At 45.4% G+C, this 24,396-nt stretch carries 24 protein-coding genes and 1 riboswitch; of the genes, 10 read left to right on the top strand and 14 right to left on the bottom strand.

Annotation, left to right across the window (positions count from 1 at the left end; all coding sequences use genetic code 11):
* Positions 1–93 precede the first annotated feature (93 nt).
* The 4 genes from MMA19_RS24425 (at position 94) to MMA19_RS24440 (ending at position 6,388) form a co-directional block, all read left to right on the top strand.
* Entirely contained in the window at positions 94–1,809 is a 1,716-nt protein-coding gene (locus MMA19_RS24425) for an autotransporter assembly complex family protein (RefSeq protein ID WP_171392430.1), read from the top strand.
* Positions 1,809–5,567 carry a translocation/assembly module TamB domain-containing protein gene (locus MMA19_RS24430; RefSeq protein WP_240207539.1) on the top strand — a complete coding sequence of 1,253 codons (3,759 nt, stop codon included), beginning with the start codon at positions 1,809–1,811 and terminating at the stop codon, positions 5,565–5,567. The genes MMA19_RS24425 and MMA19_RS24430 overlap by 1 nt, the downstream gene beginning before the upstream one ends.
* A 172-nt stretch (positions 5,568–5,739) precedes the next feature.
* On the top strand, positions 5,740–6,009 hold the full coding sequence (locus MMA19_RS24435; RefSeq protein WP_164491445.1) for a DUF2799 domain-containing protein: 270 nt from the start codon (positions 5,740–5,742) through the stop codon (positions 6,007–6,009).
* A 22-nt stretch (positions 6,010–6,031) separates the two neighbouring features.
* Positions 6,032–6,388: a DUF2799 domain-containing protein gene (locus tag MMA19_RS24440; RefSeq protein ID WP_240207515.1), complete on the top strand. Its 357-nt coding sequence runs from the start codon at positions 6,032–6,034 to the stop codon at positions 6,386–6,388.
* Between the two features lie 68 nt (positions 6,389–6,456).
* Here MMA19_RS24440 and ppa read toward each other — a convergent pair whose 3' ends face one another.
* Both ppa and fbp read right to left on the bottom strand, forming a co-directional pair.
* On the bottom strand, positions 6,457–6,987 hold the full coding sequence (gene ppa, locus MMA19_RS24445) for an inorganic diphosphatase (protein WP_031494627.1): 531 nt from the start codon (positions 6,985–6,987) through the stop codon (positions 6,457–6,459).
* Between the two features lie 131 nt (positions 6,988–7,118).
* Positions 7,119–8,132, bottom strand: coding sequence for a class 1 fructose-bisphosphatase (gene fbp, locus MMA19_RS24450; protein ID WP_006073244.1), 1,014 nt, complete (start codon positions 8,130–8,132; stop codon positions 7,119–7,121).
* 282 nt (positions 8,133–8,414) lie between these two features.
* Here fbp and mpl point away from each other — a divergent pair, with 282 nt between their 5' ends.
* From mpl to thiQ, 5 genes are all read left to right on the top strand, one after another.
* Positions 8,415–9,764: a UDP-N-acetylmuramate:L-alanyl-gamma-D-glutamyl-meso-diaminopimelate ligase gene (gene mpl / locus MMA19_RS24455; RefSeq protein WP_240207516.1), complete on the top strand. Its 1,350-nt coding sequence runs from the start codon at positions 8,415–8,417 to the stop codon at positions 9,762–9,764.
* Positions 9,764–10,384 (top strand): flavin prenyltransferase UbiX, encoded by a 621-nt coding sequence (locus MMA19_RS24460; RefSeq protein WP_038228881.1) that lies wholly within the window; start codon positions 9,764–9,766, stop codon positions 10,382–10,384. The genes mpl and MMA19_RS24460 overlap by 1 nt, the downstream gene beginning before the upstream one ends.
* 77 nt (positions 10,385–10,461) lie before the next feature.
* Positions 10,462–10,568, top strand: a riboswitch (TPP riboswitch).
* A gap of 52 nt (positions 10,569–10,620) precedes the next feature.
* Positions 10,621–11,619: a thiamine ABC transporter substrate binding subunit gene (gene thiB / locus MMA19_RS24465; protein ID WP_240207518.1), complete on the top strand. Its 999-nt coding sequence runs from the start codon at positions 10,621–10,623 to the stop codon at positions 11,617–11,619.
* Between the two features lie 120 nt (positions 11,620–11,739).
* Positions 11,740–13,341 (top strand): thiamine/thiamine pyrophosphate ABC transporter permease, encoded by a 1,602-nt coding sequence (thiP, locus tag MMA19_RS24470; RefSeq protein WP_240207540.1) that lies wholly within the window; start codon positions 11,740–11,742, stop codon positions 13,339–13,341.
* The gene (gene thiQ, locus MMA19_RS24475; RefSeq protein WP_240207519.1) at positions 13,341–14,045 is read left to right on the top strand and encodes a thiamine ABC transporter ATP-binding protein; all 705 of its coding nucleotides are present in this window, start codon (positions 13,341–13,343) and stop codon (positions 14,043–14,045) included. The genes thiP and thiQ overlap by 1 nt, the downstream gene beginning before the upstream one ends.
* A gap of 63 nt (positions 14,046–14,108) precedes the next feature.
* On the opposite strand, the gene yjgA is transcribed toward thiQ, so the two are convergent.
* Positions 14,109–14,636 (bottom strand): ribosome biogenesis factor YjgA, encoded by a 528-nt coding sequence (gene yjgA / locus MMA19_RS24480; protein WP_006073257.1) that lies wholly within the window; start codon positions 14,634–14,636, stop codon positions 14,109–14,111.
* A gap of 118 nt (positions 14,637–14,754) precedes the next feature.
* On the opposite strand from yjgA, the gene pmbA reads away from it, so the two are divergent.
* Positions 14,755–16,098, top strand: a complete 1,344-nt coding sequence (gene pmbA, locus MMA19_RS24485; protein WP_038228887.1) for a metalloprotease PmbA — start codon at positions 14,755–14,757, stop codon at positions 16,096–16,098.
* 57 nt (positions 16,099–16,155) lie between these two features.
* Here the strand turns inward: pmbA and mgtE are convergent, their stop codons facing one another.
* The 11 genes from mgtE to MMA19_RS24540 all read right to left on the bottom strand — a co-directional run bounded on the left by mgtE (position 16,156) and on the right by MMA19_RS24540 (position 24,390).
* The gene (gene mgtE, locus MMA19_RS24490) at positions 16,156–17,514 is read right to left on the bottom strand and encodes a magnesium transporter (protein ID WP_006073259.1); all 1,359 of its coding nucleotides are present in this window, start codon (positions 17,512–17,514) and stop codon (positions 16,156–16,158) included.
* A 125-nt stretch (positions 17,515–17,639) separates the two neighbouring features.
* Entirely contained in the window at positions 17,640–17,915 is a 276-nt protein-coding gene (locus tag MMA19_RS24495) for an HPr family phosphocarrier protein (RefSeq protein ID WP_006073260.1), read from the bottom strand.
* An 11-nt stretch (positions 17,916–17,926) separates the two neighbouring features.
* A complete protein-coding gene (rapZ, locus tag MMA19_RS24500; RefSeq protein WP_240207521.1) occupies positions 17,927–18,784 on the bottom strand; it encodes an RNase adapter RapZ in 858 nt (285 codons plus the stop codon).
* Positions 18,785–18,800: 16 nt separating this feature from the next.
* On the bottom strand, positions 18,801–19,247 hold the full coding sequence (gene ptsN / locus MMA19_RS24505) for a PTS IIA-like nitrogen regulatory protein PtsN (RefSeq protein ID WP_240207523.1): 447 nt from the start codon (positions 19,245–19,247) through the stop codon (positions 18,801–18,803).
* Position 19,248: 1 nt separating this feature from the next.
* A complete protein-coding gene (hpf, locus tag MMA19_RS24510) occupies positions 19,249–19,536 on the bottom strand; it encodes a ribosome hibernation promoting factor (RefSeq protein ID WP_038228892.1) in 288 nt (95 codons plus the stop codon).
* A 25-nt stretch (positions 19,537–19,561) separates the two neighbouring features.
* Positions 19,562–21,031, bottom strand: a complete 1,470-nt coding sequence (locus MMA19_RS24515) for an RNA polymerase factor sigma-54 (RefSeq protein ID WP_038228894.1) — start codon at positions 21,029–21,031, stop codon at positions 19,562–19,564.
* Between the two features lie 46 nt (positions 21,032–21,077).
* On the bottom strand, positions 21,078–21,803 hold the full coding sequence (gene lptB, locus MMA19_RS24520; RefSeq protein WP_006073275.1) for an LPS export ABC transporter ATP-binding protein: 726 nt from the start codon (positions 21,801–21,803) through the stop codon (positions 21,078–21,080).
* 8 nt (positions 21,804–21,811) lie between these two features.
* Positions 21,812–22,321: a lipopolysaccharide transport periplasmic protein LptA gene (gene lptA / locus MMA19_RS24525; RefSeq protein WP_240207524.1), complete on the bottom strand. Its 510-nt coding sequence runs from the start codon at positions 22,319–22,321 to the stop codon at positions 21,812–21,814.
* Positions 22,302–22,865: an LPS export ABC transporter periplasmic protein LptC gene (lptC, locus tag MMA19_RS24530; RefSeq protein ID WP_038228897.1), complete on the bottom strand. Its 564-nt coding sequence runs from the start codon at positions 22,863–22,865 to the stop codon at positions 22,302–22,304. The genes lptA and lptC overlap by 20 nt, the downstream gene beginning before the upstream one ends.
* Complete coding sequence (gene kdsC, locus MMA19_RS24535) at positions 22,862–23,419, bottom strand: 3-deoxy-manno-octulosonate-8-phosphatase KdsC (protein ID WP_038228899.1); 558 nt, start codon at positions 23,417–23,419, stop codon at positions 22,862–22,864. The genes lptC and kdsC overlap by 4 nt, the downstream gene beginning before the upstream one ends.
* Positions 23,419–24,390: a KpsF/GutQ family sugar-phosphate isomerase gene (locus MMA19_RS24540; protein ID WP_096443081.1), complete on the bottom strand. Its 972-nt coding sequence runs from the start codon at positions 24,388–24,390 to the stop codon at positions 23,419–23,421. Before MMA19_RS24540 ends, kdsC begins: the two co-directional genes overlap by 1 nt.
* Positions 24,391–24,396: the final 6 nt, after the last annotated feature.

The raw sequence follows: 24,396 nt of genomic DNA on the forward strand, positions 1-24,396 counted from the left end.
TCATGTGGGTGGTGACTACAGACTTCTAAATTGATCGGGGTTATCATTCCAGTTCAATACAAAAACAACGAATCACAGTCTCAACAATAAAGCATGATAAAGAGAGTATTACCACCGCTAATTCTGTTGCTGTCATCGAGTTTAGCGATGGCAAAAGATGGTGTGTCATTGGATATTAATGGTTTAAGTGGTGCATTGAAGGATAATGTTGATGCCTACATATCCGCTATTGAGCCCAGTGAATACTCAACGTCACTTCGATTTCAATCTCGCCTAACCAAAGAAATCAATACAGCCCTGAATGCGGTGGGTTATTACAATGCCCGTATCGAGTTCTCCGTGGACGATAAGGACTCTGAGCTGATTGTAAACGTCAATGCAGGTGAGCCGACGAGAATCAAATTGGTTGATATTGATATCTCTGGTGAAGCGAAGAGTGATGAAGATTTTCTGCGTCTTATCCGACTGACGCCTCTTAAAGAAGGTGTCATTTTAAACCACAGCCAATACGATGCGATGAAATCAAGTATTCGTAATCTTGCTTTGCAAAAAGGTTACTTCGATGGCGGATATGTGCTGAGCCGACTTGAAGTGGTCCCTGAACTTAACCAAGCTTTTATTCGATTGCATTACGATAGTGGGATTCGCTATCAATTTGGCAAAACCACCATCACCGGCAGTCAGATCGATATTCAAAAAGTAGAATCATTACAACCATATAAAACAGGGGATGATTATCTTGCCTCTAAAGTCGGTATCCATAACCAGAACTTATCTAATACCGAATGGTTTTCATCGGTATTCGTTGAGCCTGACTTATCGCAAGTAGGTAAAGGCCGAGAGTTACCTATGAAGGTGTCATTGGCCCCGCAAGTAAAAAACCAATTTGAAACGGGTCTTGGTTACTCCACTGATGTGGGGGCAAAAGTTAAGTTCAAGTGGAAAAAACCATGGCTGAACGAACATGGCCACAGCTTTAATACCAGTCTTGATCTCTCTATTCCTGAACAACAGGTGACCGCAAGCTACAAGATTCCTTTGGATGATGTGCTGAAAGATTACTATCTCATTCAATATGGTCTAAAAAACGTAAACCGAAGTGATAAAAAGACTTTGGAATCCAACTTGGCCTTCGAGCGTCACTGGGTGCTCGATAGCGGTTGGCATCGCACCGCTTATCTACGTTATTTGGTGGAGAACTACGAGTTCAATACACAAGGTGAGTTAGGTCAGTTCGTCTTACCTGGCCTATCGTATTCACGAGTGGTGTCTCGAGGTGGTGTACTGCCGATGAGTGGTAACAAACAGACCATCATGTTTGAAGTCGGCGACGAGCGCGCCCTCTCAGAAACTTCCGTGTTCCGCATGCGTGGAACGTCCACATGGATTTCCAGTATTGGTGAAAATCATCGTGGTATTTTTAAAGTGGATGTTGGTGCCAACATTGCTAGTGACCCTTCTAAGTTATCACCGTCACTACGATTCTATGCGGGTGGTGATAACAGCATCCGAGGTTACGACTATGAGAGTATTTCTCCCGAGGATGATGTCGGTAATAAGACCGGTGGTCAATACTTGGCGACCAGTACACTAGAGTATCAATATCGTATTACTGGAAATTGGTGGGCAGCGACGTTTTTCGATGTTGGTGATGCATTTAATGATAGTCCAGAGTGGAAACGTGGTGCCGGTTTCGGTATCCGCTGGGTGTCGCCTGTTGGCCCGGTGAAATTTGATTATGCGAAGGGGTTAGATCAGAAACCGCAAGCAGAATGGCGTATTCACTTTAGTTTAGGGCCAGAATTATGATGTTAAAAGTTTGGCGAGTGACCAAGTGGGTCTCTATCGGCTTTGCGACGTTGATACTACTAATTGTGGCAACGCTGGCCTTCGCTATGTTCACTAATGCGGGGTTGAACAGCATTCTTTGGGGGGTAAACAAAGCCCTGCCTCAGTTACAGGTGTCGGAAGCCAAGGGCTCACTATTCCCCAGGTTTACCCTTAACCAAGTCAGTTTTGTCGACGAGAGTCTCCATATTGATCTTAACGCTCAGTCATTGACGTTGGCCGTTGATCTCAACTGCTTGAGCGATCCTAGGGTATGTATTAATGAACTGGCGATAACGGGTTTGAACTTTTCGATGCCTGAAGTCGCACCAAGTGAGCCTTCTACCGAGCCAAGCGAGCCGCTCACGTCAATCTCAACACCCATTCCAATTGCGATCGGTAAGGTGAACTTTAGTGATATCAATTTGGATATCTTAGGCACTAAAGTGAATTGGGATGTCTTTTCTACGTCTCTCGCAATGACCGGTTCCAAACTCACGGTCGGTGATACCTTGCTAAAATCACCGAGAGTAGCGCTAGCGCCGTCGGATGAGAGCAGTGCAGAACCACAAGAGCCTCAACAGGAGACCAAACCTCAGGCTATCGAGCTACCAGAGGTATTAATTCCGCTCTTCGTTAATATTGCGGGAATCGAAATTCAAGACTTTAAACTTGAGCAAGATGAGCCTGTCATTGTCAACAATTTGCAGTTGGTGGGCCGAGCAGGTGAACATGATGTTCATGTAGATAAACTGCAGCTAGATATGCCGCAAGTGGATGCCCTTCTTAATGGAGACATCACCTTAAATCAGGGCTACCCATTAGACCTGTTCCTTACGGCCCATCTCAAACAAACGGATTTGGCGGGCCAGAGGTTACAATTAGAGGCTAAAGGAAGCGTTGAAAAGCTGTCTCTAGATAGTCAGTTTTCCGGGCTAATCACTGGTGCTTTAAATGGAGAGTTACAGCCACTGGAACCAACACTTCCGTTTGATGCCACGATCAATGATGCAAAAGCGACGTGGCCATTAACCGGTAAAAGTGATTATCAAGTTGCTATTGAAAGCTTGAAAGCGAAAGGCTCATTGGAAGGGTATGACGTTGCTCTAAACGCTCAAGCATCAGGTAAGGACATTCCAGATGTGGCAGTCCAGTTGATTGGTAAGGGTGACTTGAAGCAAATTGACCTAAGTGAGCTCTCCATTGATAGCTTAGGTGGCAACATTACTGGTCAGGTTATGGCGAACTGGGAGTCGCCGATAAACTGGAAAGGGGATATTAACCTCACACACATTCAACCAGGTCTTCAATGGCCAGAGGCAGAAGGCGACATTAGCGGCCATATTGTCACCAGTGGCCAACTTACAGAGGCTGGTGGTTGGGACGTGTCGGTTCCTACTCTTGATATTGTTGGCGTACTTCGTAATTACCCGCTAAACGTTAAAGGGCAACTAGAAGCTGCAGACACTTCTGGCAAGGGCAAGTATAAAGTCAGGACTGAAGGGCTGTCAGTCGCTCATGGTCCAAACCAACTAAGTGCAAAAGGAACCCTCGATAAGGATTGGAATATGGATGTTCGCATCGATTTTCCTGACTTAGCGAAATCGGTTCCAGATCTCACTGGTCTTCTGAAAGGGACGGTGGGTATTAAAGGGGCGATGTTAGAACCTGATATTGCCACCGATCTCAAAGTAGAAAAAGTAAAATGGAAACAAGAAGCCAGTATCGATAGCTTATCTTTATCCGGTACGGCGAAACCTTTACCTCTTGAGCAAGCTCAGGCGAACCTCTCACTAAAGGCTTCTGGGGTTACTTATCAAGAACAGGTTGTGGAGAGTGTGGATCTTGCCTTAAGTGGTACCCAAGCACGGCATACACTGTCATTAGATCTTGTTTCCAACCTCCTGTCTGCAAAGATTGACTTAGACGGTTCTCTTCAGGATAAGCCAAACCTTGTTTGGACTGGGCGACTTGCTGACGTCCATTTAGAGTCAGAACAAGGGCCGCTTGATTTGGTGGATCCTATCGATATCAAAGTGGATATCGATAAACAAGTGGCAGATGTCTCGGCGCACTGTTGGGCACAAGCTGACTCGAAAGTGTGTTTGGAAAAAGACATTCAGGCAGGGACGTCAGGTGAAGCCTTAGTCACAGTGAAGAATTTCAACTTTAAACAGCTTGATGCTTACATTCCTAAAAATACCAATGTGGAAGGGACCGCTAATGTGACAGTGTGGGCAAAGTGGGCGCCAGAGGCTGCTCCGCAAGTGAAGCTGGATGTGAGCCTGCCTAAGGGTAAGGTCACGCAAACACTAGAAGCCCCTCTTGTTATAGGTTGGGATAAGGTGAATGTATCGGCGAATTTAGCGGATGATAAGCTCGAAGCCAGTTGGTTAGTGGACGTAACAGATAACGGCGATCTTTCTGGTCAAGTGACCTTACCGGATGTGCTTGCGGACAACAAAAAGATAGAGGGTGAGGTTAACCTTTCTACGTTTAACTTGGACTTCCTGCAGCCTGTTATTGGTGAGTTCAATAAGCTCAAAGCGAACCTTGATTCAAACATCAAAATTAAAGGGGATGCTCTACATCCACAGTTGTTTGGTGACTTTTCCATTTCGGATCTTTCCCTTCAAGGTGACATTTCGCCAATTCAAGTGAAGTCGGGTGGTGTGAACATTGCTTTCAATGGCTATGACGCCAACTTAGATGCGAAAATTCAGACTGATGATGGCGAACTGCAATTATCCGGTGAGGGTAATTGGCAGGATCTCAATGCATGGCGCACCAAATTGAGAGTGTTTGCCGATGAGTTGAATGTCGAAGTGCCACCGATGGTGAAAGTTAAGGTTGTCCCGGATATGACCATCGAGGCCAACCCACAACTGGCGAAAGTAACGGGTACGATAGGCTTGCCCTGGGGACGAATTTTGGTTGAGGAACTGCCCCAGAGTGCAGTGTCGGTATCCAGTGACCAAGTACTACTCAACCCTGATATGACGCCTATCGACAAAGAAGCAGTGGTTCCTTTCAATATCGAAAGTGATGTTGTGATTAACATCGGTAATGATTTTCGTGTATCTGCATTTGGCTTAAAGGGTGACTTAAGAGGGCGATTACAAGTTTCCCAAAAAGATAAAGGGCCATTTGTTCAAGGTGAAGTCAATATCATCAACGGTTCGTATACTTCATTTGGTCAAGACTTGTTGATTGAAGAAGGTAAAATCCTAATGACTGGGCCTGTTGATCAGCCTTACGTCAATATTACCGCGATACGAAACCCAGAGACCACAGCTGATGATGTTAAAGCTGGGGTAAAAGTAACCGGTTTGGCATCAGAGCCTAAAATCGAGATTTTCTCTGATCCAACTATGCCACAAGCAAATGCCCTTTCTTACTTGTTACGTGGCCAAGATATTGATGGCGAAACAGGTGGTAATGCACTAACCACGACCTTGATTGGTTTGAGTTTAGCTCGCAGTGGTAAAGTGGTCGGCGATATTGGCCAAGCTTTTGGTGTACAAGACTTACAGCTTGATACTGCAGGTAGTGGTAATGACTCTCAAGTAACCGTGAGTGGGTATGTTCTGCCAGGGCTACAAGTGAAATATGGGGTAGGTATTTTTAACTCCCTCGGTGAATTCACCATACGCTATCGAATCATTGAAGACTTTTACGTTGAAGCGGTGTCTGGGCTTTATAGCTCTGTAACCTTCCTGTATCAGTTTGAAGTGGATTAACACGAGCCGTTGCTGCGCCGCCGCACAACGTAATCGATTCGCGCTTTTTCTCGTATACTTATGAAGTAACAAGCGGAATAGAGAGGGTAATATGAGGCCTTGGTTGTTGTTAATAATTGGAGGGCTGTTATCGGGTTGTGTCCAACTACAGCCTCCCACTGACAAGAGTGATATGAGCTGGCAACAGTTTGGCGAGCAATGGGCGTTGAAGGGCTATATTGTTGAACCAGAAACGAAGCTACGCTCTAAAGTGCCTGACGTCACAGCTAGTCAATACAAAGCGTATCTCAAAGGATATCAAGAAGGTAAGAGTGAATACTGTAAACAAGATCCGTTTGTCTTAGGAAGAAATGGAAAAATCTATTACGGTATTTGTAACGATGTAGACCGAATGTATCTCGATGAGTATTGGCGTGGTAAAAATGCTCGCGCTAAGCGCTAGCAATTAGTGCTGGGGGGATCGTATGAGGCTGTTATTCATCATTGGCTTACTAATCATGTCGGGTTGTGCTCAACAAATTTCTCTTACTTCTTTTATGCCTCAAGACTGGCAGCAGTACGGTCAGGAGCAAGCTCTTATAGGGTATGAGAAACTGTCAGTTCAACAGTTACAATCTTCGACTACCATAGATTTCACGGAAGATTTATACCAGGCCTATTCTAACGGCTATGAGGAAGGTCGTATCGCATACTGTCAACAAGACCCAAGCATTCTGGGAAAGCGAGGGGAAATGTATCGTGGCATCTGTGATGATATCAAACCAACTTTTCGAACCTGGTATAACAATGGCAAAGCCTCTCGTGGCCGCTACGGCTATTAGCTCCTTTACTCTAAGCCAAAGTAAAAAGCTCTCTAATTTAGAGAGCTTTTTCATGTATTCAGTGAGCGTTATTTTGACTTAGCGCGCTCAAAGGAAGTTTCAATCTCTTCTCTTGCCGCCTGAACATCGGCCCAGCCATCGACTTTGACCCACTTACCCGCTTCGAGTTCTTTATAGCGCTCAAAGAACTGCGTGATCTGGGCTTTGAGCAGCTCAGGGATATCACCTACATCTTGAATGTGGTCGTACTCTTTAGAAAGCTTGCTATGAGGAACGGCAAAGACTTTTGCATCTTCACCAGATTCGTCGGTCATCTTAAGTACGCCTACTGGACGGCAACGAATTACTGAACCAGGCATCAACGGATAAGGTGTCGGTACCAACACGTCAACAGGATCACCATCAAGAGAAAGCGTTTCGTTTACGTAACCATAGTTACATGGGTAGAACATAGGTGCTGACATAAAGCGGTCAACGAAAACAGCACCAGAGTCTTTGTCGACTTCGTACTTAATTGGATCGGCGTTAGCAGGGATTTCAATCACTACATAGATATCATCAGGCAATGATTTACCTGCAGGGACATTGTTCAAGCTCATTTTGACTTTCCTTTTCTTTATTCATTATTCCTTTGAGGAGGGAATAGAGGGCTGAAACACGAATCGTTTACAAAGAGTATACTTGGTTAGTTTTAAAACAAAAAGTGCCTCTATTGAGAGGCACTTCGAAGTTATTGGTCTTTATATTCTTCTAGGAAAGATTCGACCTTTTCAACCATTCGGCTTGAGCCAACGAAGAATGGGACTCGCTGGTGTAGTTCGGTAGGTTTGATGTCCATGATACGCTGAGTACCATCCGATGCTAAGCCGCCTGCTTGCTCCATGATGAAAGCCATTGGGTTGCACTCATACAGTAGGCGCAGTTTACCACTTGGGTGACTTTGCGTGCTTGGGTACAAGTAGATGCCACCCTTAAGCAGGTTGCGGTGGAAGTCAGATACCAAGGAGCCAATGTAGCGAGACGTGTATGGACGCTTCTCTTCTGGCACATTCTCTTGGCAGTACTTGATGTACTTCTTCACACCCATAGGGAAGCGAATATAGTTGCCCTCGTTAATGGAATAGATGGTGCCATCTTTAGGGATCATCATATTTTCATGAGATAGGCAGAAGGTACCGATCGATGGGTCGTAAGTAAATCCGTTTACGCCTTTACCCGTGGTATAAACCAACATAGTCGACGAGCCGTACACCACATAGCCTGCTGCAACTTGCTTGTTGCCCGGTTGTAGGAAGTCTTCTTGAGTCGGAGGAGTACCAACCGGTGAAACGCGACGATAAATGGAGAAGATGGTACCTACTGATACATTGACATCAATGTTCGATGAGCCATCAAGTGGGTCCATTAGTACGACGTATTTGGCATTTTTGTTGAGCTCTTTGTTAAATGCTACTGCCTCATCTTCCTCTTCACTGGCAACGCCACAAACTTGGTCACGCGCTTCCAAAGCGGCTTTAAATTTGTCGTTGGCATAGACATCGAGTTTTTGTTGAGCTTCACCTTGAACGTTTTCAGAGCCTACAGAACCAGTAATATCAGCAAGGCCAGCCTTGTTAATTTCTCGGTTTACGATTTTGGCAGCGAGTCGAATCGAAGACAAAAGGGAAGATAAATCACCGCTAGCGTGGGGGAAATCAGTTTGTTTCTCAACAATGAATTCGCCAAGGGTGCGCATTTCAGACATGTTATATCCTTAACTTTTCTGCTTATTTTCTTGGGGGTAGTGTGTGAGAGAAATGTGGCAACCAAACGATTGCGTTTATTGGGGGTATTCATCAACACACATGTGTATTGTAGGTGGCAGAACTTTTTAATGGTAATGAAGTAACCATGACACGCTCCGTTTTGTATGATGAATGTCACATTTATTTCCCTAACCGCTAACTTTCTCGCTTTTGACGCACGCTTTGGGTATATATAGCGACAATAGCGTAAAATTAGACGCAAAGAGTTAAGAGAGCGAACTATGCACATTCATATTCTGGGTATTTGCGGTACCTTCATGGGAGGCGCTGCGGTATTGGCCCAGCAGTTGGGACACCGAGTTACAGGCAGTGATGCTAACGTTTATCCACCAATGAGCACATTATTGGAGTCGGAAGGCATAGAGATTATCGAAGGGTTTGACCCAGCTCAGCTCGATCCTGCTCCAGACCTTGTCGTCATTGGGAATGCGATGAGTCGTGGCAACCCTTGCGTTGAGTACGTGCTTAACCATAATCTGAAATACACTTCTGGCCCACAGTGGTTACAAGAGTTTCTTTTGCATGATCGCTGGGTGCTGGCTGTTTCAGGGACTCATGGAAAAACTACCACATCCAGTATGTTAAGTTGGATTCTTGAAGATTGTGGTTATCAACCGGGTTTCTTAGTCGGTGGGGTATTAGGCAACTTCGGTCAGTCAGCTCGTTTGGGTGAATCTATGTTTTTCGTGGTGGAAGCGGATGAGTATGACAGTGCTTTTTTTGACAAACGTTCTAAGTTCGTTCACTACCATCCACGCACTCTCATTATGAACAATCTTGAGTTCGATCATGCGGATATTTTTGACGATCTTGAAGCCATCAAACGACAATTTCATCATTTAGTTCGCACTGTTCCTGGAAACGGCCGCATCCTTGCTTCACGTAAAGATAAGGCGTTGGGTGACGTACTAGGAAGAGGGTGTTGGAGTGAAGTGGAACACACGGGAGAGAATGCGGATTGGCATGCTCACAAGTTAAAGCGTGATGGTTCGCATTTTGAAGTGTACCTGCATGGCAGCAAAGTCGGGGAAGTGAAGTGGGAGCTAGTGGGTGACCATAATGTCGATAACGCCCTGATGGCTATTGCTGGAGCAAGGCATGTTGGCGTGACTCCAGATCTTGCGTGCGAAGCACTAGGCAAGTTTATCAATACCAAGCGACGCTTGGAGCTGAAGGGCGAAGTGAATCAAGTCACGGTATACGATGATTTTGCCCATCATCCAACGGCAATTGAACTGACTTTAGGTGGTTTACGTAACAAGGTCGGCAAGCAGCGAATCCTAGCTGTTTTAGAGCCACGCAGTGCCACCATGAAACGCGGCGTGCACAAAGAGACATTAGCGCAGTCGCTCACTCAAGCCGATGCGGTGTTCTTATTCCAACCCGACAATATTGATTGGTCAGTAGAAGAGATAGCTCACTCATGCTCGCAACCAGCCAAAGTCAGTGACTCTATTGATGAGCTGGTGCAGGCCATTGTTGAACAGGCTCAACCAGGCGATCAAATTCTGGTGATGAGCAATGGTGGCTTTGGTGGTATTCATCAAAAATTATTAGAGGCATTAGCGTAATGAAACCCGTAGAGAAAGCGATCACGCTGGCATTTACTGGTGCATCTGGCGCTCCTTATGGGATGCGCCTCCTTGAGTGCTTGTTAGCTCAAGATTATACCGTGTACTTATTGATCTCTTCCGCTGCGAGAGTGGTGTTGGCGACTGAACATAATATTAAACTGCCGAGCGGTCCGGATGCCGCGCACAAAGCACTAGTACAAAGACTGAATTGCTCGCCAGATAAGCTGGTAGTGTGTGGTAAAGAAGATTGGTTTTCACCAGTGGCTTCCGGGTCGGCAGCGCCCAAACAGATGATCGTCTGCCCATGTTCGGCTGGCAGTGTGGCTGCGATTGCTCATGGGATGTCGGACAATTTAATTGAACGTGCCGCTGACGTGGTAATGAAAGAGCGTGGTCAACTTCTCTTAGTGGTACGCGAGACGCCATTTTCAACCATACATCTAGAAAACATGCACAAACTTTCGCAAATGGGCGTGACCATCATGCCAGCTGCGCCTGGTTTTTATCATCAGCCAGAATCTATTGAGGATTTGGTCGACTTTATTGTGGCTCGTGTGCTTGACCATATGGGTATCGACCAAACTCTCGTGCCTCGCTGGGGCTACGATCAGCGATAAATCCACATCAATCAAACGAGTTTAGGGATAGATTTGGCGAATCTGTGACGAAAAGGTTACAATTCGCTTTCTAAAGGTTGTGACTCACGGGGTGCACTAGCAGTGGTGCTGAGAGAAGGTAATACCTGACACCCGTATACCTGATCCAGATAATGCTGGCGTAGGGATGAGAACTCCGTTCTATGGAGGCTTTTTCTGGATCATATAATATAAAAATATATCTAAGGATAGAACCAGTGAAAGTACATCAACTCGCTAAACTTGCTTTGGCAACGACACTTCTAAGTGCCTCTCAACTCGCTGCGGCGAATACACTTACCGTTTATACCTATGATTCGTTTGCTTCAGATTGGGGCCCTGGTCCAGCGATTGAAAAAGCATTTGAAACTAAATGTGGATGCGATCTCAACTTTGTTGCACTAGATGATGGTGTCTCGATTCTAAACCGCCTGCGTCTAGAAGGCTCCAGCTCCCAAGCCGATGTCGTACTTGGTCTCGATAATAACTTAATGAGTGAAGCGAAAGCCTCTGGCTTGTTGGCTAAACACAATGCTGATCTTTCTGCGCTTGAGTTACCAAACGGCTGGAGTGACGATGTTTTTGTTCCTTTCGATTACGGTTACTTTGCGTTTGTTTACAACAAAGAAAAGGTAAAGAATCCACCGAAAAGCCTGAAAGAGTTGGTTGAGCAACGTGATGACCTTAAGGTGATTTATCAAGATCCTCGCACTTCAACTCCGGGTCAAGGACTCTTACTTTGGATGAAGTCTGTTTATGGTGATGACTCCAGTGAGGCATGGCAAAAGCTAGCGAAAAAGACCGTAACTGTGACCAAAGGTTGGTCGGAAGCGTACTCTATGTTCCTCGAGGGAGAGTCTGACTTGGTTCTCTCTTACACGACCTCTCCGGCTTACCATATTATTGCCGAGCAAGATAAGCGATTTGTAGCCGCAGACTTTTCGGAAGGCCATTACACTCAGGTGGAAGTGGCGGCTAAAGTGGCCAGCAGTGACAAGCAAAAGTTAGCTGATGAATTTATGCAATTTATCGTTTCAGAAGACTTTCAATCAAAAATCCCTACAGGCAACTGGATGTATCCTGTTGTTGAGAGCAAGCTACCTGAAGGTTTTGATAGCTTAACCATTCCAAGTGAGGCGCTGACATTTAGTCCAGATGAAGTGGCGAATAACCGTAAAGCTTGGATTCGCGAGTGGCAGTCTGCGCTGATTAAGTAGTATTGGCATCTAAGAAAACCTACAGATTATCGCCCCTGTACAAGCAGGGGCAAGCCAATACTGCACCAGAGCTTCACTGGTGTAACGAATCGTTATCGTGTCTACTTCTCCATTGAGGTTATTGTGACCCAAATACCAAAATCAGGTTTAGTGATTGCTTTGCTCATTGCCATATATGTGCTGGCTTCGTTGTGGACACTGCTTTCCTACTCGTCAATGACTGATATTGCTCTGCTGTTTACGGACCCATACTACCAGCACGTAGCTAAATTTAGCTTTTGGCAAGCAAGTCTATCAACGTTGCTAAGTGTAGGGCTTGCTATCCCAGTGGCACATGCGTTTTCTCGTCGCCATTTTTGGGGAAGATCATGGCTGCTCAAATTGTTTGCGACCACCTTGGTGATGCCAGTCCTGGTCGGTGTGTTTGGCATTGTCGCCATATATGGCAATCAAGGCGTTATTGCTCAATGGTGGCTCACTTCGAATGATTCTATGCCGTTTTCTCTCTATGGTTTAAACGGCATTTTGCTGGCACACGTATTCTTTAATTTGCCTTTTGCAACTCGTTTGCTTTTAGTGACGATAGAAAGTGTTCCACTAGAGCAGCGCAAGTTAGCACTGCACCTGGGAATGAACAGCTGGCAGTGTTTTAGATTGGTGGAGTGGCCACGACTCAAAGCACATTTACCTCATGTTATTGGCTTAGTCTTCATGTTGTGTTTTACCAGTTTTGCAACCGTCATGGCGTTAGGTGGCGGCCCGAAAGCCACTACGATTGAACTAGCTATTTATCAAGCGATCAAGTTTGATTTTGACCTACAAACCGGAGCGGTTCTGGCATTATGGCAAATGTTAATTTGCGCATTACTGGTGCTGTTTATTGGCAAATTTAGTCGAGACTTGGAGGGCAAAACCAATTATAGCGAAATGCCAACCATTCAACCTCAAGACTCATGGTTGAAAAAGTGCTGGGATAGCTTTTGGATCATGGCAACCCTAATGCTGGTCATTCCGCCACTTATTGCCATTGTTGCAAGTGGACTGAATGAGAAATTGTGGTCAGTACTTGCCGATAGCAAGTTCTGGTCGGCAGTTATGACCTCGTTACAAGTGGCAATCATGGCTGCTAGTATCGCGTTAGTGGTTGGCATTGTGCTATTGAGTAGTTCACGAATGTTACGAATAAAGTCTCACTATGGCCGTGCGGATGTCGTGGAGTTTGTTGGTACGGTTATTTTGGTGACACCCGCGTTGGTATTGAGTACAGCTACTTTTCTAATGCTTCGTGGAATGACCAATGTGTTTAGTCTTGCGTTTGGGATCGTTGTCGCTGTGAATGCTTTGATGGCACTGCCGTATGTTATCAAAACACTTAATCAGCCAATGTTGAGGTTAGCCAAGCAATATCACCTGCTTTGGCAAAGTTTAGGATTGCATGGTATTCGACGATTTTGGTTAATGGAATGGAGAGCAATCCGCGCACCGATATTGCATGCTTTCTCGATTAGCTTTGTCCTTTCCATGGGCGATCTTACTGTTATCGCGCTATTTGGAAGTCAGAACTTTAATACCTTACCGCTTTACCTGTATCAGCTGATGGGTAGCTATCAATTGCAAGCAGCGGCTGTAGTATCCCTAGTGCTGTTTATATTGAGTATTGGTGTATTTACCTTAACGGAGTCGTTGTTACGACCTGTATCGACCGAGCGAGAGAAATCATAATGTTAACTATGGATCATGTCGACTATCGCTACCACAGTGATTGGTTTCGGTTTTCTATCTCAGTAGAAAAAGGTGATGTGTTGGCGTTGATTGGGTCCAGTGGTGCTGGTAAATCGACACTGTTGGCGCTTATAGCGGGGTTTTGTCAGCCTGAATCGGGAAGGATATCTGTCGATGATGAAGAGATTCAATCTAAGCAGCCTCACCTGCGGCCTTTGTCTATGTTGTTTCAAGAGCACAACTTATTCGAGCACCTTTCAGTGTTCGATAATATTGCTCTAGGACTCAATCCAGCTCTTAAACTAACTGCAGAAGATCAACAGCGAGTGCGAGATGCAACAGACAAGGTGGGTCTTATTGATAAGATTCAACGTTTACCGTCTGAGCTTTCTGGTGGGCAGAGGCAGCGAGTGGCTTTAGCTCGTTGCTTTGTTCAGCCTCACCCGATTTGGCTACTTGACGAACCGTTTTCGGCGTTAGACCCGGTACTTCGTAAAGAAATGCTGTCGGTTGTTCGCTCTCTAGCTCAAGAAAAACAAGCGACAGTTATTATGGTGACGCATCACCTTAGTGATGCCAGAGCCATTGCCAACCGGTTTGCCTACCTTAGTCATGGCATCATCACTGCTGAAGGAGACATCTCGGCGTTGACGGCGCAGCATGACAATCAAGAGCTCGCGCGGTTTGTAAAAGCGGCGCATTAGCGTTTTATGGATATAAAAAAGGCAGCTTACGCTGCCTTTATAGCCTTAAATTGAGCATTGAAGTTAGAACTCTTGTTCTTCTTCGTGCTTAAGTGCTTGGAAAATTTCACGGAATGCTTTTGCTGGCTTTCCAGCTTTCTTTTCTTTGTTGGCCTGACGAGCAAGTTGGCGTAGACGTTGACGGTCGAGGTTTGGGTACAACTCAAGTGCATCCGCGATGGCTTCATCGCCTTGCTCTACAATACGGTCACGCAGTTGTTCAAGCTTGTGAAGTGCCGCAGTAGATTGTGAGTGCTTGTTACGTACACGGTCAAGAGCCGCCTGAATTGGCTCTGGATCTTCGGTGCGCATCAGCTTACCGATGTATTGCAGTTGGCGACGTCGAGCTTCGTTCTTGAAGCGCTGGGCATCGGCGACCGCTTCTCTCAGATCTTCACTAAGAGGAAACTTATCCAACACAGCAGGCTTTAGTCCAACTAACTCTTCACCGAGTTTTTGCAACTCTTCCATGTCGTTTTTCATTTCGGTTCTGCTTACCCAAATGATCTCTTCTTCCTCTTCCCAAGGCGCTTTCTGATTTTTGCGGGCCATGTTTACTGCCTATATCACTATCTCATTACGAATATTGGCTATTTTAGCAAGAAATCTGGGGAGAATGCGAAAACCTTGTTATTCTAGTCTCAATTAAACGATAAAAGTTAGATGGATTATGGATGTAAGAGAGCAAGTTGCTCAGCAGCAAGCTGAGCTAGAAGCCGCTGTTGCTAAAGCGTTGGATATGGCTTCAGTAAATTCAGATGCCGCTGAGGTCGCTATTACTAAGAGCACTGGCTTAAGCGTCTCCACGCGCATGTGTGAAGTGGAAAACGTAGAGTTTAATAGTGACGGTGCGCTGGGTATCACGGTATACCGTGGACAGCGTAAGGGCAGTGCTTCAACCTCTGATTTGAGTGAAAAAGCCATTGCACAAACGGTAGCTGCTGCACTGGATATTGCCCAGTACACCTCCGAAGACCCATTTGCAGGGCCAGCTCCGAAAGAGTTGTTGGTAACGAATATCCCAGACCTTGATCTCTTCCATCCAGATGAGCCAAATCCCGATGTGGCTGCGCAAAAAGCAATTGCTGCTGAGAAAGCAGCATTAGCTTACAGTGACAAAATAAAGCAGAGTGATGGTGCCAGTTACGACAGCCACTATGGCGTTAAGGTCTATGGAAACTCCCATGGCCTGTTGGCCGGTTATGCGTCTAGCCGTCATAGCATTAGCTGTAGTGTCATTGGCCAAGGTCAAAATGGCGATATGGAGCGTGACTACAGTTATACTCTTGCTCGTCACCGTGATGATTTGTGGACACCAGAGTTGGTCGGTGAGAAGGCTGCTATTAAAACAGTTGAGCGTCTAGACCCTAGAAAAGTCAAAACGGGTCAATACCCAGTGCTTTTTGCCAATGATGTTGCGACTGGCCTTATGGGACACTTAGTAATGGGGATTAGCGGCGGTAATTTGTACCGTAAGTCGTCGTTCTTGTTAGATAAACTGGGTGAACAGATTCTGCCAGATTGGTTTGCTATTGAAGAAAAACCTCACCTACTTAAAGGCTTAGCATCTAGTCCGTTTGATAACGAAGGTGTGGCAACTCAAGATTTAGATATTATCACTGACGGCAAACTGGCGACCTACTTACTGACTAGTTACGCTGCGCGCAAACTGAATATGACGCCAACAGGGCATGCTGGAGGTATTCATAACTGGTTTGTTAAGTCGACAGGACAAGATTTTGATGCCATGTTGAAAACGCTTGGCACTGGCCTGCTGGTCACCGAAGTGATGGGGCAAGGGGTCAATATCGTTACCGGTGATTACTCTCGCGGTGCTGCAGGATTCTGGGTCGAAAATGGAGAAATCCAATACCCAGTCTCGGAAATTACTGTTGCTGGTAATCTAGCGCAAATGTTCAAGCAAATTGTGGCAGTTGGCAGTGATGTTGAAACGCGCTCACAAATTCAAACGGGCTCTATCCTGTTGGAATCAATGAAAGTCGCTGGTGAGTAAATCTCAAATAGAGAAAAAGGGCGTAACCTACTGGTTACGCCCTTTTTGTATCTGGCATTAGCTGATCATTATGGTGGCTAAGCCTAAGAAGACCGAAAGACCAACAACATCGGTAATGGTCGTAAGGGCCATTCCGCCCGCTAAGGCAGGGTCTATATTCATTTTTTTGAGCAGAATAGGGATGGTAACGCCAGCAATGCCAGCAACCAGTAAATTGGTCATCATGGCGGCAGAGATAATCCCGCCTAGCATCCAATCACCTTTCCAAGCTACTACGATACCACCGATAATTAGGGCCCAGAGGATACCATTGAGAAAGCCGATGGCGGCTTCTTTGAGTAGCAGTTCTCGACGGTTGCTGTCACCGATATGACCCAAAGCTAAGCCTCGGATTACTAGGGCAACGGTTTGGTTACCTGCAACCCCTCCCATGGAAGGTACGATGGTCATCAATACAGCTATTGCTGCCATCTGCTCTAGTGTGGCCTCAAACATATTGGAGACAGATGCTGCTGCTAAAGCGGCAAGTACATTGGCGCCCAGCCAAACACTGCGTCGACGTGCAGATTTCACAACAGGTGCAAAGGTATCTTCATCGTCATCCATACCAGCCATACTCATCATCGAGTGTTCGGCGTCTTCACGGATAATATCGACCACGTCATCGATGGTGATACGGCCGACTAGGTGGTGTTCACTATCAACAACAGGGGCAGAGACCCAGTCGCGTCGTTCAAATAACGAGGCAACGTCCGAATCGCTAGTTTCAACATGGATTGCCTCATCGGCATCGTCCATGACATCGACGACTTTGACATCGGGCTGAGTGGTTAAAAGTGTGGTCAAAGAAAGGTGACCAATCAGCATGTCTTCTTCGTCTATCACATACAATGCGTCTGTCGCTTCCGGTAGCTCACCTTTCATGCGCAGGTAACGCAGAACCACATCGACATCGACATCGCCACGAATAGTGATTACATCGGTATTCATGATACCGCCGGCGGTATCTTCTGGGTAAGAAAGGGCGGTCTCGACACGCAAACGGTCTGCGGTGTCCATTTGTGACAGGACTTCGCGCGATACGGTATCAGGCAGACTACGTAGGACATAAGCTACGTCATCGGTGTCCATGCCTTCCGTTGCTTCAGCCAGTTTTTCTGGCGCCATTTTGGAGACAAGACTATCTTTGACGTCCTCATTGAGTTCATCAAGGATTTCACCATAGTCTTCAGGATCGGTGAGTTGCCACAGGACTTCACGACTTTTACGTGGAGAGGCTTCTAGAAGATGGGCAATATCTTCAGGCTCCATGTCCTGAAGTTGTCTTCTTACGTAAACGAAGCGGCCATTTTCTAGCGCTTCACTGACTTCTTGGAGGGTTTGGTGAGCTTGATCGAATTCTATTTGCTCTGCCATGGATGCCCCCTACACTCAACTGCTTTTTAATGTACTGAATAGTAGCTTAATTTTGGGTTCAAGTAACCTACAGGGCACGAAGAAGTTATCGGAGAGTGGAAATAAAACAGAAAAGTGTGCGGAATCTATTCGTCTTCGTCAAAACGGTGTTCAACCAACTCACAGACTGCTTGCAGAGCATCCTCAGCCTGGTTTCCTGACGCTTTAATGGTGATGTTCTCACCTTGAGCCGACTCGAGCATAAGAAGGCCCATTACGCTATCTGCAGTCGCTTCTTTCTGTTCATGATTACAAATTGTCACGGTTGCCTCGAAGCTCTGTGCTAGTTCGACTAACTTGACCGCAGCTCGAGCATGCAAACCAAGACGATTTTGAATGAGAACAGTGCGAGATAGTGACATTTGGATTCCTGTTAGTTGTTTTTCTCTAGCGATGCGTGACGAATTTTTACTTGATGGCCGAGCTGAGCAAAATATTCACCAATCTGCTGAGTGATATAAACAGAGCGGTGTTTACCGCCGGTACAACCAATTGCAACAGTCAGATAGCTGCGATTGTTCTTTTCAAGTAAAGGTAGCCAACGTTCAACAAAGCCTTGAATTTGTTGTTTCAACTCGATGACGTCAGGATAAGCTTCTAGGAAAGATTTAATTGGTGCATCTAGTCCAGTCATTGGTCTTAATTCTGGCTGCCAATGTGGATTGGGTAGAAAACGCACATCAAACACGTAATCGGCATCACTTGGCATACCATATTTAAACCCAAACGATTGGAAAACCATGACAAGATCTTTCTTCTCTTGGCCTTCTAATTCAAATCGAATGGTTTCGCTTAAGTCGTGTATGGACTGCTCACTCGAGTCAATGGTGTAGTCGGCATGCTCTTTGATAGGCTTGAGAAGTGTGTGCTCTAGATCAATGGCCTGCTCAAGTGACAGTTTATTTTTTCGCTGAGAGAGAGGGTGGATACGACGAGTTTCACTGTAGCGTTTTAACAACACTGACTTTGATGCATCAAGGAAAAGCACTTTGACGTCGTGTTGCTTAGACAATTGTTTCAACTTAGAGGTTAAGTTATTCAGGTTGTCAGGCAAGTTACGAATATCAATACTGACGGCAACACTTTGTTGGGAATCTTTCGATGAATCCACAAAGGCTTCCAGTAAATCGATCGGTAGATTATCAACGCAGTAGTAACCAGAATCTTCTAGTACTCGCAACGCTACACTTTTACCTGCGCCTGAATGTCCACTTACAACGACTAATCGCATTTTTTCTCAGCTTGTTCTAATGGCTAACAATAATATCGTAAAGCTCTTGATCGGATTGAGCATTACGAAGTTGCTTTAGGACAGTTTTATCATTTAATCGCTCTGCCATACATGACAAAGTCTTTAAATGTTCTTTACACTGCTCATCTGGAACTAGCAGTGCGAACATAAGGTCAACTGGGCGGTTATCAATAGAGTCGAAGTCAACCGGCGCTTGGCACTGAAGTAACACCGCAACAGCTTTATCGCTGTCATGCATTCTGGCATGAGGAATAGCGATACCATTGCCAATTCCAGTGCTGCCCACTTTTTCACGGCTCAGCATGCACTCGAACAGTTCGGTAGAGTTTTGACCAGTATGTTCTGCAGCGATTTCGCTAATAATTTCTAGGGCGCGCTTTTTACTCGTACAAGGGACTGCACTTTTGGTGCAGTCCAGAGTTAATACTTCACTTATTTGCATTTTAGTGATTACTTAATTTTTCTTTATGCTTATTCAATTGTCTAACGAGCTTATCGACAAGCCCGTCAATGGCAGCGTACATATTCTCATCATTTGCCGCCGCATGAATTTCAGCTTGATTAACGTGGAGCGTAGCTTCTGCGATCTGGTTTAATTTTTCAACTTTTAATATGACGTTAATGCTGTTTATATGATCGAAAAAGCGTTCCAGCTTTTGAAATTTACTCTGAACGTAGTCCTGCATTGACTCAGTGACATCGACGTGGTGGCCTTCAATTTGAATTTGCATAGACTTTCCTTCTTAGTTATTGGCCTTAAAGTAGGCGTTTACGCTGACTGGAAGGGGCAATGCCCAACGACTCACGGTATTTCGCTATTGTTCGTCTAGCAACCTGAATTCCTTGGTCAGCTAGTTGCGCTGCGATTTTACTATCGCTCAATGGCTTGGCTGGATTTTCTGCAGCAACAAGCTTCTTGATTAGTGCTCGAATGGCTGTCGAGGAACACTCGCCGCCATTGTCGGTCGATACGTGGCTTGAGAAGAAATACTTCAGCTCAAAAATGCCGCGTGGGGTATGCATATATTTCTGAGTGGTAACTCGAGAAATCGTCGATTCATGCATGTCTACAGCAAGGGCAACATCGTTGAGAACCATTGGTTTCATTGCCTCTTCACCGTATTCGAAAAAGTCATGTTGATGCTCGACAATACATTTAGCGACTTTGAGCAAAGTTTCATTACGACTTTCAAGGCTCTTAATCAACCATTTCGCTTCCTGCAAATTAGAGCGAATATATTGGCTGTCAGCACTGTTGCCTGTACCGAGTTTCGCGTATTGTTGATTCACTTTAAGTCTTGGAACACTGTCAGGGTTAATCTGAACTATCCATTTTCCGCGGTCTTTGAATACGGAGACATCCGGCACTACGTACTCAGTTTCATCAGGCGTGATCTTACTGCCTGGTCTAGGGTCAAGCTGTTGGATGAGCTTCAAAACTTCTCGAAGATCCGCTTCCTTAAGCTTAGTCTCTTTAATTACGAGTTTGTAATCACGGTTACCCAATTGATCGATGTGATCAGACAAGACCAGCTTAGCTTCTGCGAGCCATGGAGTATCTTCAGGGAAAGTAGCGAGTTGCAGTAGTAGGCAATCTTGCAGATTAAGAGAAGCAACGCCTAGCGGATCGAATTGCTGAACGCGTTTTCTTACTGCTTCAATCTCATCAAGCTCAACATCCTCAATATCGACACTGTCGAGAATCTCTTCACAGGATAGGGTCAGATAGCCGTAGTCATCGACAGCATCAATGATGGCTAAGGCGATGGCACGATCCGTTTCAGTAAATGGCGTGAGGTCTAATTGCCAAACTAAGTAGTCTTGTAGAGACTGTGTGGTTTCACCTTGATATATTGGCATGTCATCATCAGCGGCAATGCCCGTGTTACCGGTATTGGCGCTATAGACATCATCCCATGTAGTATCCATTTCAAGTTCTGTCGATATTTCAGAACTTTCAATTTGTTCAGAACTGTCTTTCGGCTCTGGTTCGCTAACTGGCTCTGCAGATGCTTCTTCTTTACTTTCAGGGCTCGACTTTTCCTCATTAGAAGGCGGTGCTTCTTCCGCGGTTTCTTCCACGTCAAGTAATGGGTTTGAGTCTAGGGCCTCTTGAATCTCTTGTTGCAGATCGAGCGTCGACAATTGCAGCAAGCGAATTGCTTGTTGCAACTGGGGCGTCATTGCTAACTGTTGACCTAGCTTGAGTTGTAATGAGGGTTTCATGCAGTATTGCTAGCCTATTATTAAAATTTTATCCAAGCCTATTAAATCATAGTCTGAATTGTTCACCGAGATAAACCTGTTTTACGTGTTCATTATTGAGAACATCTTCAGGACTTCCTTCAGCAATTAGGTGACCTTGGCTCACAATGTATGCTTTTTCACACACATCTAAGGTTTCACGAACGTTATGGTCGGTGATAAGAACTCCCAAGCCTCTATCGCGCAAGTGCTCGATGATCTTCTTGATATCAATCACTGAAATTGGGTCGACACCCGCAAATGGCTCATCCAGTAAGATGAACTGTGGGTTAGCGGCTAGAGCTCTAGCAATTTCGACACGTCGACGTTCGCCGCCAGACAGCGCCATACCAGCACTTTTCCGAATGTGCTGAATATTGAACTCATCTAGCAGGTCCTCTAGTTTATCTTGTCGCTCTTCTTGAGTGATCTCATTACGAGTCTCAAGCACTGCCATAATGTTGTTTTCAACACTGAGCTTTCTGAAAATGGAGGCTTCTTGTGGCAGGTAGCCAATGCCCATTTTGGCGCGGCTATGCATTGGGAGAATACTAATATCTTCCCCGTCTATAGTGATGGTGCCTTCATCACGGGCAACCAGACCTACAATCATGTAAAACGACGTAGTTTTACCTGCGCCGTTAGGGCCCAGCAATCCCACTATCTGACCAGACTCAACCGAAAGGCTAACGTCTGAGACCACTTTACGGTTTTTATAGCTTTTTGCTAAATGTGTCGCTTTCAATAACGCCATAGCTGAATCTATTTCTCTTGAACTTGCTGAGGTTGAAGGACTGTTGAGACGCGTTCATTGGCATTGCCGTCCGCTACTAATTTCTGTGATGAGATTCGGTACTTAATGGTGGTGCCACGGATCACGCTATCATCTTGGGACAACATAGCCTGATCAGTCATGGTTAACTGATCATCCTTTAATGAGTAATGCAGTTTTTTTGCTTCGCCATAGAGAGTTTTTCCATCATCTGTTAGTTGGGAAAATGTAGCTAAGTTCCCAAAGCCCTCTATTACCTGAATAGCGCCAGTTTGCGGATGGCGAGTGACCACGATTTTTGCGGCATTAATGTTAATACTGCCTTGTTTTAACTTAACGTCGCCCGCGAATGTGACTCGATTACTCTTCATATCAAGCTGTTGAGTGTCGGAGTCGATATAAACTGGTTGTTCAGTATCTGTCGAAAGAGCGAACGCAGAGACTGGAAGCAGTAGGCAAAGACTAAGACTAAGACTAAGACTAAGGTGCGAGAGTTTCATATTTACTATTCACTTTGTTATATAGCTCCGCGAGATTGTCAGCAAAGTTTCCTTTCATTGCTTGTCCGCGGGTTTCAAATTGTGGTCCCAACATGAGAACGTCTGTGTTGGCCCAGAAGTCACGGTTATCTAACTGTATGCTCATTCGTTGAGTCGATAGAGTGTCAAACCCTGAGTCCGGAAGCAAATTTCGTGCGACTACATCATCATAAAGAGTTAGCACTTCATGTTTATCCAAAATCGCTTTTGCAGCAGAAATTTCCCATTCTTGAGTCGTACCATTAGCAAAAATACGCAATATGGGTTGTTCAAACACGGTTTCTCCTTTTTTGGAGAAATGCTCTAAATGTGAAGAGGTAATACTATAGCTACGAACACCAGTATCACTGTATGAAATATTGTGTAAATTCGTACCGCTAAACGCTGGCAACTCAAGATCTGGAACAACTTGGAGTACACGTGAGTCATCGTTGGTGTACAAGTAGTAAGCACACCCAATAGAAATAATGGCAAGTAGACTATAAAGAATACGAGACAAACTCATATACTAAGACCTTTGTGAAGCTCTAGTTCTCCCTTTGATTCTAGGATCAGATCACAAACTTCCCTAACTGCACCGCGTCCACCTGGAATCGTAGTGACGTGATCCGCTTTTCTGGCGAGCAGTGGATGTCCATCCGCCACGCAGACGCTTAAGCCGACCTGTTCCATGACAGGCCAATCGATAAGGTCATCACCGATGTAAGCAGTTTTCGATGCTGGGATAGCAAGCTTTTGGCAAATGTCTTGATAAGCGGCGACTTTGTCATCTTGCCCTTGGTAAATCAAAGAAATACCCAGTGCGGTCATACGATTCTCAACGATCTGTGAGCGACGGCCTGTAATGATGGCGACTTCTACGCCTGCACTCATTAAAGCCTTAATACCGTAACCGTCACGAGTATGAAAGGTTTTAAGTTCTTCACCTTGGTTGCCCATATAAATCAAACCATCGGAGAAGACGCCATCCACGTCGCAAATCAGGAGTTTGATGTCTGCTGCTTTATCGTAAGTGGATGAAGCCACCAACCCATAGAGCGTTTCAACTTGTTTAGACACTACATTACTCCTGCTTTTAATAAGTCATGCATATTGAGTGCACCCACGACTTTGTTGTCATCGAGCAGTACAAGGCCGTTAATATTCTTCGATTGCATTAAGTTTAACCCTTCAGCCGCTAGCATATTAGGCGCAGCAGTAGTTGGGTTAACGGTCATGACCTCGCCAATGGTGGTGTCATGAATATCGACTCGTTTATCAAGAATACGTCGCAAGTCTCCATCGGTAAAGATACCTAGCAAGTTCATATCGTTGTCCACGATAGTTGTCATGCCAAGTCCTTTATCGGAAATTTCTAGTAGTGCGTCGCGTACCAAGGTCTGTGGACCGACGACAGGCAGCGCTTTACCTGAATGCATGATATCACTCAGTTTAAGTAGTAACTTACGACCCAATGCGCCGCCCGGATGAGACAGAGCAAAGTCTTCTTCACCGAAGCCACGAGCTTCTAATAGGGCGATGGCTAATGCGTCTCCCATGACCAGAGTTGCCGTCGAGCTAGAAGTCGGTGCTAAACCAAGTGGACACGCTTCTTTAGGCACAGTGATTTGCAAGTGAAAATCAGAGAGCTTTGCCATGTTAGATTCAGGTTTTCCAGTCATGCTTACGGTAGTAATACCAAGGCGCTTGAAGACAGGAAACAAACTAATGATTTCGTGTGACTCACCGGAGTTAGAGATGGCGATAACGAGATCGCGAGCTTCAATCATACCCAAATCGCCGTGAGCAGCTTCTCCTGGGTGGACAAAAAACGCAGATGTGCCAGTGCTAGCAAGCGTAGCCGCAATTTTTTTACCAATGTGCCCTGATTTACCCATCCCCATGACAATAACCTTGCCTTGGTGGTTGAGAATCGCATCACATACCGATTCAAATTGCTTGTCAAAGTAGCGCTCAAGGTGTTGAAGTGCTTGTACTTCGGTATCTAAAACACGCTTTGCAGCGCTAACATAATCAAAACCAGACATGATAACCGC

Source organism: Vibrio sp. CyArs1, from assembly GCF_022432925.1.
GTDB lineage: Bacteria > Pseudomonadota > Gammaproteobacteria > Enterobacterales > Vibrionaceae > Vibrio > Vibrio mediterranei.